This window comes from Streptomyces sp. NPDC058051 (assembly GCF_042885475.1).
In the GTDB taxonomy this organism is placed as follows: Bacteria; Actinomycetota; Actinomycetes; order Streptomycetales; family Streptomycetaceae; genus Streptomyces.
The window spans coordinates 175,817-188,437 of the sequence record NZ_JBHVRW010000003.1 but is presented as its reverse complement, the minus strand read 5'-3'; the positions used below and the strand labels follow the sequence as shown (position 1 = coordinate 188,437).

General features: G+C 69.6%; 11 protein-coding genes. 4 read left to right on the top strand and 7 right to left on the bottom strand.

Translation table 11 applies throughout. From position 1 onward, the window contains the following. Positions 1–233 precede the first annotated feature (233 nt). The 3 genes from ACFVUT_RS06485 to ACFVUT_RS06475 form a co-directional block, all read right to left on the bottom strand. Positions 234–1,310, bottom strand: a complete 1,077-nt coding sequence (locus ACFVUT_RS06485) for an ATP-binding protein (protein ID WP_389644398.1) — start codon at positions 1,308–1,310, stop codon at positions 234–236. After that, on the bottom strand, positions 1,307–2,044 hold the full coding sequence (locus ACFVUT_RS06480; protein ID WP_014154105.1) for a response regulator transcription factor: 738 nt from the start codon (positions 2,042–2,044) through the stop codon (positions 1,307–1,309). Before ACFVUT_RS06480 ends, ACFVUT_RS06485 begins: the two co-directional genes overlap by 4 nt. A gap of 242 nt (positions 2,045–2,286) precedes the next feature. Beyond that, entirely contained in the window at positions 2,287–2,988 is a 702-nt protein-coding gene (locus tag ACFVUT_RS06475) for a spermidine synthase (protein WP_389644832.1), read from the bottom strand. 324 nt (positions 2,989–3,312) lie between these two features. Here ACFVUT_RS06475 and ACFVUT_RS06470 point away from each other — a divergent pair, with 324 nt between their 5' ends. After that, entirely contained in the window at positions 3,313–4,131 is an 819-nt protein-coding gene (locus ACFVUT_RS06470; protein WP_389644402.1) for a rhomboid-like protein, read from the top strand. A 416-nt stretch (positions 4,132–4,547) separates the two neighbouring features. Continuing rightward, positions 4,548–5,213 (top strand): nitroreductase, encoded by a 666-nt coding sequence (locus tag ACFVUT_RS06465; RefSeq protein WP_389644835.1) that lies wholly within the window; start codon positions 4,548–4,550, stop codon positions 5,211–5,213. A 148-nt stretch (positions 5,214–5,361) separates the two neighbouring features. Here the strand turns inward: ACFVUT_RS06465 and ACFVUT_RS06460 are convergent, their stop codons facing one another. Further along, entirely contained in the window at positions 5,362–5,805 is a 444-nt protein-coding gene (locus tag ACFVUT_RS06460) for a hypothetical protein (protein ID WP_389644405.1), read from the bottom strand. A 248-nt stretch (positions 5,806–6,053) separates the two neighbouring features. Between ACFVUT_RS06460 and lon the strand changes: the two genes are divergently transcribed. Further along, positions 6,054–8,483, top strand: coding sequence for an endopeptidase La (lon, locus tag ACFVUT_RS06455; protein ID WP_389644408.1), 2,430 nt, complete (start codon positions 6,054–6,056; stop codon positions 8,481–8,483). 183 nt (positions 8,484–8,666) lie between these two features. Here the strand turns inward: lon and ACFVUT_RS06450 are convergent, their stop codons facing one another. Continuing rightward, entirely contained in the window at positions 8,667–9,419 is a 753-nt protein-coding gene (locus tag ACFVUT_RS06450) for a polysaccharide deacetylase family protein (protein ID WP_389644838.1), read from the bottom strand. Positions 9,420–9,697: 278 nt separating this feature from the next. Then, a complete protein-coding gene (locus tag ACFVUT_RS06445) occupies positions 9,698–10,555 on the bottom strand; it encodes a lysozyme (RefSeq protein ID WP_389644411.1) in 858 nt (285 codons plus the stop codon). Positions 10,556–10,779: 224 nt separating this feature from the next. Between ACFVUT_RS06445 and ACFVUT_RS06440 the strand changes: the two genes are divergently transcribed. Then, on the top strand, positions 10,780–11,277 hold the full coding sequence (locus ACFVUT_RS06440; protein WP_389644414.1) for a MarR family winged helix-turn-helix transcriptional regulator: 498 nt from the start codon (positions 10,780–10,782) through the stop codon (positions 11,275–11,277). 269 nt (positions 11,278–11,546) lie between these two features. On the opposite strand, the gene ACFVUT_RS06435 is transcribed toward ACFVUT_RS06440, so the two are convergent. Continuing rightward, positions 11,547–12,332, bottom strand: coding sequence for a hypothetical protein (locus ACFVUT_RS06435; protein WP_389644416.1), 786 nt, complete (start codon positions 12,330–12,332; stop codon positions 11,547–11,549). Positions 12,333–12,621: the final 289 nt, after the last annotated feature.

Sequence of the window (12,621 nt, the reverse complement as noted above, 5' to 3'; positions counted from 1 at the left end):
CACAAGGTGATGGACAGCGGAAATCAAGGCTACGCCCCCCTGACCATTCCATGCAGGCCGGGCCGGTCTTCGTCGTGCAAGTCACATCGGAAGGCGGGTTTCGGCGCAAGAAATGGCGGGAAACAAGCATGGTTCCGCTTTGCGTCGGGTACGCGGGACCGTGGCTACGGCCCCCTGGACCGTACCCGTTCAACAGAACACGTAGAACGTGCCCTTCCGGTTCGAACTCTATGTCAACCTCGCGGTTGCGGGATCCCCGGAAGAGTGACCTGGATGCGGCAGCCGCGAGCGGATTCGGCCACGCCGATGCGTCCGCCGTGCAGATCCACCGCCCAGCGGGCGATCGCCAGGCCCAGCCCCGTACCGCCGTCACTGCCCGGGCCGTGCGGCGACGGCACCTCGCCGCGGTTGAAGCGCTCGAAGACCCGGTGCCGCTCGGACTCCGGAATGCCCGGACCCTCGTCCAGGACCTCCAGGGCCAGGGATTCCGGTCCGGCTCCGCGCCGGGCCAGCACGGTGACCCGCCCATGCGGCGGGCTGTGCTTGACAGCGTTGTCGACCAGATTTGCCACCACCTGATGCAGCCGTTCCGCATCCGCGTGCGCGGTCAGCTCGGGCGGGGACACGTCCAGATGCAGGTGTACGTCCTTGCGGGCGTGGTTCCCGGACCCGGAGGGCAGTCGGCGGTGCGAGGCGGCGAGGTTCGCCTCCTTCAGCACACCCGACAGGTAGGGCCACACCTCGAAACGCGAGGCCCTCAGGGTGACCACGCCGTTGTCCAGGCGGGACAGGTCCAGCAGCGTCTCCACCAGTCTGCCGAGCCGCTCGGTCTGCTTGAGCGCCGTACGCATCGTCTCCGGATCGGCCGAGGACACCCCGTCCACGACGTTCTCCAGCACGGCTCTCAGCGCCGCGATGGGCGTCCGTAGCTCGTGCGAGACGTTGGCGACCAGCTCCTTGCGATGACGGTCGACGGCCTCCAGGTCGTCCGCCATGCGATTGATCGTCTGCGCCAGATCGCCGAGCTCGTCACGCCGGCCGGCGCCGCGCACCCGTCTGGTGTAGTCGCCGTGGGATATCGACCGGGCCACGGTCGTCATCTCGTCCAGCGGCGCGGTCAGACCGTGCGCCACGAACTGGGTGATCAGCAGCGTCGCGATCACCGAGAACACCGTGATGAAACGCAGCTCGGTCCTGGTGCGCACGGCCACCATCAGCAGTCCGGTGGTGATGAACACCGAGACCACGACGAGCGTGCCCAGCTTCGCCTTGACCGAGAAGGGGCGCAGTCCGGAACCGGGCCGGGTCATGGCGCAGGGGTCTCCAACGCGTAGCCGACACCGTGCACGGTACGGATCCGCTCGGCACCGATCTTCCGGCGCAGCGCCTTGATGTGGCTGTCGACCGTACGGGTGCCGGAGGCGTCCGCCCAGTCCCAGACCTCGGCCAGCAACTGCTCCCGGGAGAGCACCGCGCGCGGGGTGTTGGCCAGGCAGACCAGCAGATCGAACTCGGTCGGCGTGAGGTGGACGTCATCGGCGCGCACCCGGACCCGGCGCTGCGCGTGATCGATCTCCAGCTCGCCGAGGCGCAGTATGCCGCTGCGCGGCGTCACCGCGGCCAGCGCCGCACGCTCGACCCGGCGCAGCAGGACGTGCACCCGGGCCGCCAGCTCCCGCATCGAGAACGGCTTGGTCATGTAGTCGTCGGCGCCGACCCCGAGGCCGACGAGCATGTCGGTCTCGTCGTCCCTGGCGGTCAGCATCAGCACCGGCACCGGCCGCTGGGCCTGTACGCGCCGGCAGACCTCCAGGCCGTCGAAGCCCGGAAGCATGATGTCGAGCACCATCAGATCGGGCTGCCACGCCTCGGCCGCGTCCACGGCCGCGGGCCCGTCGAGCGCGGTCTGCACCAGAAAGCCCTCCGCCCGCAGCCGGGCGGAAATGGCATCGACGATCGTGGCGTCGTCCTCGACCACCAGCACCCGGCGCTGTGCGCCAGGCGTGGCCGCGACACCGTTGTGGGTGGTGTGTGTCTGTTCCATCGCCCCGCCCCTGCCCGTTCTCACGAGGGCCATTCCCCCGGACGCACGGTCTTCGCTCGTGGATTTCTTGGGTGATCCCCGTTTTTTCGTGGGTGATCCCCGTTACCGGTCAGCAGCGTAAAGGCAGCGGACTGCTCTCGGCTACGCAGGGTGTAACGGCTTGGATGCGAAGAGGTGGCGGAGTGTCGGCCTTGTGGCGCTTGGCCCCCGGCCGTCCGGGGGCCGCGGATGCCCGGTGGGGGCTACCGGTCGGTCCGAAGTGCGAGATGCACCACGTCCGGCACACCTCGGGCCACGCTGATCTCTTCCGTCCTGATGCCGTCGAATCCGGCATTCCGCAGGGCCTGTTCGAAGTCGGCGGACGGTTGCGCGGACCACACCGCGAGAACACCGCCCGGTGTCAGCCGTTCCCGGCAGTCCGACAGGCCCGAGGGGGAGTACAGGCTCGTGTTGTCCTCGGTGACGGTCCAGTCCGGTCCGTTGTCGATGTCCAGGCACAGGGCGTCGTAACGATCCGTGGTCGTGTGCAGGTAGGACACGAGGTCCGTCGTCAGGACGGCGGTCCGCGGATCGGTGAGCGCGGGCCCGGAGATCCCGGCCAGCGGTCCCTCCAGGTGCCAGTCCACGATCGCCTGCTCCCGTTCGACGACCGTGATCCGCCCCCATCGCGGTTCGGCGGCGGCCCTGACGAGCGAGAACCCCACCCCGAGACCTCCGATGAGCACCGCCGGAGCGGGTCGGCCCGCGGGCAGCGCGGCCAGGGCCGCGTCGATCAGGAGGCGCTCGGAACGCCCGTCGGAGGTGTCCATGAGGAAGCACCCGTTGGCGATGATCTCGAAGTCTTCCCCCCGCTGCCGCAGCGCGACCTCGCCGTACGGGCCCTCGCGGCGGTCGAGCGTGACGGGGGCGAGGATGTCGGGACCGTGGGTGTGGCTGTCGGGCATGGTGCGGATCTCCGGTGGGTGGCGGACGGGATCCCCGTCATCCTGACCGTTCGCCCGGGACGGTGCCAGCGGATTGCCGGATCGTCGCGGTCCCACGGCCGCGATGCCGCCCACGGCCGCGATGCCGCCCACCGCACGGGCCGCCCCCGACCGCATCGACCCGCCTCGCGCCCTCATTCCCTCGCGCACCCTTTCCCTCGGACATCTGACCGGTTGGCTCCTGAGGGGCTCATGTGGCTCATGACATGGACGACGCGGGAGATGATCGCGGAGGGGAAACGCTGCTTCGGGGGTCGGTGCGGAAAGCGGAAAGGGTCTCGCGCGGTGGATCAGGGTACGGACAGAGCGGTTCGCGACGAAGAGCTCGCGGCGCCGCTGCTCGACGCCCTTCCCCGCCCGCGCCGTACGGAGGAGTCCGCGGCTCCCCCGGAAGGGTCGGAAGGGAGGGCCCGCAGATGGCTGCTGCTGTTGCCGACACCCTGCGGTACGCCGTTCACGCTCGGGTACCTGCTGGTCCTCGTCGCCACGTCCTTCTTCATGGAGTACGCCGATCCGGACACCGTCTCCGCCGTGCTGCGTGCATCGAGCACGGATGTCGCCCATCTCGGCGAGACCCCGCTGCTCGTCCTGGCCGCCAGCGCCGTCTGGGTCGTCGGCGGGCTCTCCTCCCCGTACGTCGTCGGCTTCGCCCTCGTGCTGACCGCCCTGGAACGCCGCATCGGGGGATGGCGCACCGCCGGGGTGTTCCTGCTCGGCCATGTCGTGGCGACGCTCGCCACGGAGATCCCGGTCGGGCTGTCCGTGGTGGCCGGTCATCTGCCGGAGTCCTCGCTGCACCGGCTCGACTACGGCATCAGCTTCGGGCTGATGGCGAGCGTGGGCGCGCTCGCCGGGCTGCTCGCGCCCTGGACGCGGACGCTGGTGCTCGGTGGAGTCGGTGCGATGCTGCTCCGCGATCTTGTCGACCTCGGCGACCCCCTCACCAACTGGGGCCATCCGCTGGCGCTGCTGCTGGGCGTGGCCTGCTGGCCGCTGCTGCGCCGGGTCGGTGCGGCCGGCGGGGCGGCGGCCAGGGGCGCGGGTCCTTCGCGCCGGGCGCCGCGAGGCACTCGGCTGCCGGCCGGGGCGCCGGATCGGCCATGAGCAACGCGAGGACGGCCTGAGCCGAAGGGCGCAGCGTGCGGGGAGGGGCGACGGGACGTACCGAGGCAGGGCCGGCCCCTGTCGAGCGGGGTGCGTTTGTCGGGTGCCGTTTCGCATTGCGTCAGCTCCGATGTCCTAGCTGCGGGGCGAAGAGATGGGTTGCGCTGTGCCATCAGGTTTTGTGCAGGGTGACTCTTCGTTTTCCGTCCGCTGATGTGGCAGGGGTGGGTTCTGGCTTTGTCGCTGAGAACCACCGACAGCGCACGCAGGTGAGTTTCGGCAGCACTTCGTGATCGGTCGGCGGAGGCATGTCGGTCAGTTTTGGCAGCGCCAAAGCTCCGCCCGGCCTGCTCGCCGGGTGCGATGATCATCCTCGTGTCTTCGCTGCCCGCCATGGAGTGAGAGGACCAGAAGGCGTGGATGTGTATGAAGCCGTGGACAGTCGCAGGGCCGTGCGAGCGTTCAGCGATGAGCCGGTGCCCAGAGATGTCCTCGAACGTGTGCTGGCGGCAGCGACGCGGGCCCCGTCGAGTGGGAACCTGCAGCCGTGGCATGTGTATGTCGTGACCGGCGAGCCTTTGGCCGAGCTGAAGAGGCGTGCGACGGCCAGGGCACTGGTGGGAGACCTGGGTGATGAGCGGGAGTATCCGATGTACCCGGCCGAACTGACCTCGCCGTATCTGGACCGTTTTTCCGCCGCAGCCGCCCAGCGATACGAAGCGCTGGGAATCGAGCGTGACGACCCCGCCCGGCCCGTGAAGATCGCCGCCTTGAACTCGGCGGCGTTCGGGGCACCGGTCGTGCTGTTCTGCTACCTCGACCGGACGATGGGGCCGGGGCAGTGGGGGGACGCGGGGATGTACTTGCAGACGGTCATGCTGTTACTGAGGGCGGAGGGGTTGCACAGCTGCCCGCAGGTGATGTGGACGATGTATCGCGAGACCGTCAGCCAGACGGTCGGAGCCGATGACGAACTCGTGCTGTTCTGCGGTGTCTCGGTGGGATTCGAGGAAGAAGGCGTGCCACGGCTGCGTACCGGGCGGGCCGACATGACAGAAACGGTGAGCTTCATCGGAGCGTGACCTGCTGATCAGTGATCCTCACAGCAGACGGGTCGTCAGTCGGTGTCGCTCCGCTCATTGCGGGCTCGGGTCTGGGCGAGGCGGAAGGAGTCGATACCGCTACCCGATGAGACCCGGTGGTGTCGTCGCCGACCGACAGGCGGTGTCACTACTCACGCACACAGCCAGGGTTCTTTGCTTCGAGACCTCGGCGCTTTTCCGCGACCTCTTTGCGCATGAGGTCGTCGGTGCGTGTGCTGTGCCAGACGGTTCCTTCCCACTTCTCGTACTGGGGGTCGGGGTCACGTAGAAGTACCGGCTTGAGGTGACCGTGGAAGAGGAGTTGGCGGCCCTGTTCCCGCCGGGTGCGACTGAACCACATCGCGCTCTTGTCGTGCCGAGCGAGGCGGTTCGCTGCGAGGCCGGGAAGGGTGCCGCGCATCCGGCCGGGCGTGTAGGTCGTCAAGGGCCGGCTGGGCGGGCGCCAGGAGTCTGCGAGGGACCAGTGCGCGATGGCGTCGCCGCTGCGACCGGGCGGGCTGTAGGGATGGGTAACAGGACTGCTGACCTCCGCGAAGAAGCGGGATTGTTCGGCCTCGGTGCCGTCGGCCAACGGCGCCCAAGAGACACCACCCGGCACCACCCCTGACGAACCTGCCACGACTCACTGACCCGAGCCCTCGGCGAAAGGTCTCCCTGCAAGACGAAAGGCCAGACGAAGCATGAAGCTGCAAAGCGAAGGGATCCACGTCAAAGGACAGCGTTCGGCTGATCGCTCACAGCGAACGGGCCGCGGGGAACAACGGACGGCTCAGCAGCATTGAGTCTGCATAACTCAACTTGACTGCCGAAGGGGAGATCATGGCTACCGAGTCCCATGCGGTCACTCCGCTCGCCCTGCCCGTGCTGCCGCTCGACGACGAGGTGGTGCTGCCCGGGATGGTGGTGCCTCTGGACCTGTCCGACACCGATGTGCGCGCCGCCGTGGAGGCCGCGCAGGCCGCAGCCCGCGACGGCGGCAAGCCCGAGGTGCTTCTTGTGCCGCGGATCGACGGGACGTACACCGGCACCGGTGTCATCGGCACCGTCGAGCAGGTCGGACGGCTGTCGGACGGGGATCCCGGCGCGCTCATCCGCGGCCGTGGCCGGGTGCGGATCGGGGCCGGGACCAGCGGACCGGGTGCCGCGCTCTGGGTGGAAGGGACACGGGTCGACGCGGTCGTCCCCGATCCGCTCCCCGGAGCCGCCGCCGAGCTGGTCACGGAGTACAAGGCACTCGCCACCAGCTGGCTGAAGAAGCGCGGTGCCTGGCAGGTCGTGGACCGGGTCCAGCAGATCGAGGACATCTCCGCGCTCGCCGACAACTCCGGGTACTCCCCCTTCCTCACCACGGCCCAGAAGGTGCAGCTCCTGGAGACCGTGGACGCGGTCGCCCGGCTGAAGCTCGCCATCCAGTGGCTGGGTGAGCACCTCGCCGAGCAGGACGTCGCCGAGTCCATCGCGAAGGACGTCCAGGAGGGCGTCGACAAGCAGCAGCGCGAGTTCCTGCTGCGGCGCCAGCTCGAAGCCGTGCGCAAGGAGCTCTCCGAACTCAACGGCGGTCCCGGTTCCGGCGCGGACGAGTCCGACGACTACCGGGCGCGCGTCGAGGCCGCCGACCTTCCCGGGCATGTCCGCGAGGCCGCGCTCAAGGAGGTCGACAAGCTGGAGCGGGCCTCCGACCAGAGCCCCGAGGGTTCCTGGATCAGGACCTGGCTCGACACCGTCCTCGAACTGCCGTGGACCGAGCGGACCGAGGACGCCTACGACATCCGCGGTGCCCAGGAGATCCTCGACGCCGAGCACGCCGGGCTGCAGGACGTGAAGGAACGGATCACCGAGTACCTGGCGGTGCGCAAGCGGCGCTCCGAGCGCGGTCTCGGCGTCGTCGGCGGACGGCGCGGCGGTGCCGTGCTGGCGCTGGTGGGTCCTCCGGGCGTGGGCAAGACCTCGCTCGGTGAGTCCGTCGCGCACGCCATGGGGCGCAAGTTCGTCCGCGTCGCGCTCGGCGGTGTACGGGACGAGGCGGAGATCCGCGGCCACCGGCGTACCTACGTCGGAGCCCTTCCGGGACGTATCGTCCGGGCCGTCAAGGAGGCCGGTTCGATGAACCCGGTCGTCCTGCTCGACGAGATCGACAAGGTCGGCTCCGACTTCCGGGGCGACCCTGCCGCCGCCCTCCTCGAAGTCCTCGACCCGGCGCAGAACCACACCTTCCGCGACCACTACCTGGAGGTCGAACTCGACCTCAGCGACGTCGTCTTCCTCGCGACGGCCAATGTGCTCGAAGCGATCCCGGAGGCCCTGCTCGACCGTATGGAGCTGGTCAGGCTCGACGGCTACACCGAGGACGAGAAGGTCGTCATCGCCCGCGACCACCTGCTCCCGCGCCAACTGGAGCGGGCCGGGCTGGAGAAGGACGAGGTGACGCTCGACGAGTCCGCCCTGCGGAAGCTGGCCGGCGAGTACACCCGTGAAGCGGGGGTACGAAACCTGGAGCGGGCCGTCGCCCGACTGCTCCGCAAGGTCGCGGCCCAGCACGAACTGGGCGACCGCGAGCTCCCGTTCACGGTCACCGAAGCGGATCTGCGCGGTCTGATCGGACGGCCGCACCACGTCCCCGAGTCCGCACAGGACCCGGCCGAGCGCCGCACCGCGGTGCCGGGCGTGGCCACCGGACTCGCGGTGACCGGCGCCGGTGGTGACGTGCTGTTCGTGGAGGCGTCCCTGGCCGACCCGGAGACCGGGGCGTCCGGACTGACGCTCACCGGTCAGCTCGGCGACGTCATGAAGGAGTCCGCGCAGATCGCGCTGAGCTTCCTGCGGTCGCACGGCGCGGAGCTGGAACTGCCGGTCGCGGATCTGAAGGACCGCGGCGCGCACATCCACTTCCCGGCGGGCGCGGTCCCGAAGGACGGCCCGAGCGCCGGCATCACGATGACGACGGCGCTGGCCTCGCTGCTCTCCGGACGGCTGGTCCGTACGGACGTGGCGATGACCGGTGAGGTCTCGCTGACCGGACGGGTGCTGCCGATCGGCGGCCTGAAGCAGAAGCTGCTGGCGGCCCACCGGGCGGGGATCACCACGGTGGTGATCCCGAAGCGGAACGAGGCCGACCTGGACGACGTCCCGGCCGAGGTCCTGGACACCCTGGAGGTCCACCCGGTGACGGACGTCCGCCAGGTGCTGGAGATCGCCCTCGCACCGGCCTCCGCGGCCAGGCCCGAGGAGAGGATCCCGGCCGCGGCGTAGGTGCCACGGAGTGACGGGCGCGGCACCACGTGTGCGACCGGTACGGACGGTCCGCCTTCCCGGAAACGGGCGGCGGGCCGTTCGGTGCGTGCGGGGTGCGGGGTGCGGGGTGCGGGGTGCGGCGGTGGTGAACGGAGGCGGACGGCGGGAGCAGGCGGCGCATGGCACCCGCCGTCCCTCGGCTCAGGGGCGGTAGATGGTTCCCGGGACGGGCTCGGCGGGCGCCATCATCTGCGGGACGGTGACGAAGGTGTAGCCCTCCTTCTGCAGCGCGTCGATGATGCCCGGCACGGCGGGCACCGTGCCCTTGTAGATGTCGTGCAGCAGGATCACGCCGTCCTTGCTCGCCTGGTCCAGGATGCGCTTCTTGATCAGTGCCGAGTCGGTCGTGGAGTAGTCCTTGGCGGTGGCGCTCCACAGGATCTGGGAGAGCCCCAGGTCCTTGCTGATGTCCGAGACGGTGTCGTCGGTGCGGCCCTGCGGCGGGCGCATCAGCCTCGGCTTCTTGCCGGTGATCTCCTCTATCGCGTCCTGCGTCTTCTCCAGCTCGGCCCGTATCTCGTCCGGCTTCTTGTCCGTCAGGATCTCGTGGGACCACGTGTGGTTGGCCACCTCGTGCCCCTCGGCCGCGATCCTGCGCACCGTCTCGGGGTGCTTCTTGACGTGGTTCTTGCCCAGGAGGAAGAAGGTCGCGTGCACCTTCTTCTCCTTGAGGATGTCCAGCAGGTGCGGGGTGTCCTCGCCCGGTCCGGCATCGAAGGTCAGCGCGATGCACTTCGCCTTGCGGCAGTCCACCGGGCCGAAGGAGCCCTTGGAGTCCGAGCCCGCGTCACCGCGGGCGGAAGCCGGAGCGGTGGTCTGCATGGAGCACCCGCTCAGCGTCAGAGTGAGCGCCGTCACAAGGACGGCGGTCAACTTCGCGCCGGTCGACTGCATCTTGATGGGCAACGCGGGTCACTCCTCCGTAGCTGAACAGGGCGCACGATGTGCGGCGAGCCAGGACTATACACAGCGCCTATACGCGGGGTGCATAGTGGCCCCTCCGTGAGCGGCTCGGACGAAAATGCCTGGTGGGCGAGGAATGGTGGGCGGGGAACGGCGGGCGGGGAGAACAGGGCAGAGCCCCCAGTGACCGGGTGCGTCATCGGGGGCTCTGCTGTGTGGAGCGCCGTGCCGGTCGGGCGCGGCGGGCGGGGGGAACGCGGTGGGCCGGCTCAGCCGTTGGCGAGGGCCTGCACGCGGTCGAGGGCGCCGTTGAAGTGGTTGTGGTCGCCGACGTAGGGGCCGGACGAGGTGTACTGCCAGATGGTGTAGAAGCTCCAGCCGGCCGGGAGGGTGCCGACGGTGGTGTTGTAGCGGGCCACCCACAGAGGATTGGTGGTGCCGAAGCCGGAGTTGTTGCCGGTGCAGGTCGTCCACCAGCTGGTCGCGGTGTAGATGACCGCGTCGCGTCCGGTGCGTGCCTTGTAGGTGTTCACGAAGTCACGGATCCAGGACACCATGGCTGCCTGGGTCTTGCCGTAGCACTGGTCGCCGTACGGGTTCCACTCGATGTCGAGCACACCGGGCAGGGTCTTGCCGTCCTTAGACCAGCCGCCCCCGTGGTCCACGAAGTAGTTGGCCTGGGTGGCGCCGCTCGTGGTGTCCGGCGTGGCGAAGTGGTACGAGCCCCGGATCATCCCGACGTTGTACGAACCGTTGTACTGCTGCGCGAAGTAGGGGTTCGTGTAGTACGTGCCCTCGGTGGCCTTGGTGTAGGCCCACTTCACGCCGCTGTTCCAGAGCGTCGCCCAGTCGACGTTGCCCTGGTAGCTGGCGACGTCCACGCCTTCGGTCTGGGTCGCGCGGGTGTCGCGCGGCAGTCCGCCCTGGCCGTCGTGGTCCACGACGCCCATACCCATTGTGGCCGTGCCGCGTTCGGGCGTCTCGGCCGCCGCGGCGGCGTCATGGGTGCCCGCGGCGCTCGCCGCGCCGGGCAGGGTGAGGAGGAGGGAGAGGGCTGCGAGCAGGGTTCCGGCCGCGGCGAAGCGCGAGCGGCGGGACGTTCCGGATCCGGATCTGAGCACCGGCATGTGAGTGCCTCCGAGGCCTTGGTGGGGGGACGTGCTGATCCCAGGGGGCGTCGGGCGCACCCCTGCCGCATGTCATGGTGTGGACATGCCATGCATGACGCTACGCACGTAGACCGGTGCGCGGAAGAGGGCCTGGGTGCCGCCGTTGGTCTATGCCTGCGAAATACTGGCCAAGCTGCGGCGATGACCAGCGGCGAAAGAAACTTTCAGTGGCAGGAAAGCTCATGAGGGGTGTTGACGTGCACGGGAGCGAAAGCGGTAGTGAACCCGGCGCGACCGGAGAAAGTGGTGTGGACCACGCATTCCTCGCCCTGGAACGGGAGTTGGCCGTCTTTCTGCGTCGGGCGCGCGCCAATTCCGGCGAAATGGCGCGTGAGGTGCATCCCGAACTGGAGGCCGCCGCCTACGGACTTCTCGTACGCCTGGAGTCCGTGGGGCGGCAGCGGGCCACCGACCTCGCCGCCTACTTCGGGGTGGGCAAGGCGACCATGAGCCGTCAACTGCACGCCCTGGAGGCGCTCGGACTGGTGGCGCGCGAGCCCGATCCGGCGGACGGCAGGGCCTCCCTCGTCCATCTGACCGCCGAGGGCCTGGCCCGCTACCGCAGCGTCCGGGACGCCCGCCGCGACCGCTACGCGCGCAAGCTCGCCGACTGGGACCGGGTCGAGGTGGCCGAACTGGCCCGGTTGCTGCACCACTTGAACGCCCGCGCCGAGGACTGACGCGGCCCGCTCCGGCGTGCGCGGCGGCCGGGCCCGGCCGGGCCCTGTGCCCGCCGCCTTCTCGGGTGCGGTCGCGGGCCGGCCCCTCCCGGCGCGCGGGTGCCGGCCCTTCGGGCGCTCGGCCCGGACTCCATGTCCGCCGTGCGGCGTTACGGCACCGCGTGGGCCGCGCATGTCCGCCGTGCGGCGTTACGGCACCGCGTGGGCCGCGCATGTCCGCCGTGCGGCGTTACGGCACCGCGTGGGCCGCGTGCGTCCGCCGTGCGGCGTCAGAGCACCGCGTAGAGCGCCGTCGCGTCGTCGTGGGTCTTGCTGCGACGCAGATGCCTGCGCTCCGTGTCGGCGTCCTCCAGGGCCCGGACGCGGTCGATGAGCCCCTGTGTGCCTTCCTTGGCGAGTACGCCGAGACAGTCCGCCCAGTCGCCCTCGTGGAACATCTCGGTCCAGCGGGCCGCCCCGTCGGTCATCGCGGCCAGCGCCCGCACCTCGTCGAGCGGGGTGCGCCCGGTGACCGCGCGGGCCGCGACCGAGGGATCGGCCGCGGCGGTGAAGAAACCGCCCTCCTTGTTCCGCACCTGCGCGTCGGCGACCGCCTCGCTGATCAGTGAGCCCGGCGGCAGGCGGTCCAGCCGGTCGTCGAGGAGGGGGCGCACGACCCCCTCGGAGTTCTCGAACAGCAGTACGGAGTCGGAGAGCACCAGGTGCTCGATCTCGCATGCGTCCCAGCGCGCCATGACGACTGTCGCCTGCGGTGTTCTCACGTGAGAAAGGTCACACCCGGAGCGGTGTGCGTCGGCGGTGCGCCGAATGGACTCGGCCAGGATCTCCTGGAGGGTCAGATCCAGCCGTGAACCGGACAGTTCGACCAGTGAGCCACCCAGTCGTGTGGTGAACCAGGGCACAGAGTGCGCACAACCGTCGTCACCCCGCGGCGGGGTCACTCCGTCGAGCAGGACCAGCGCCCCACCTTGGCCGGAAGCGGGCAGGGCGGTGGCGGCCCAGTCCTCGTTCGGGCGGTCGGTGCTGCCGGCGGCGGTGGCGAGTTCCATGCGCATGCGGACAGTCTGCACGACGCCTTCACGAGCCCTGCACTGCCCCGAATTGGCCTGTACCAGCAGGTCAGGGGGATGCCCGGAGCGGAAGGAAAGCCTCCGTACGGCGTGCGGGCGGGCATCCTGCCAAAGCCCGGGCGGAAGTTCCAGCCGACGGCCCAGGTGTGCGAGATGAGCTCGGTGGGGAGACTTGTTCGCCAACTCAGGAGTGATGTTCACTCGTTCAGGTGGCGGAGTGGTTGATGTGCGCCCCCCTCTCAAAAGCGCTGGAATGGTCAGAAGCCGTACCAGG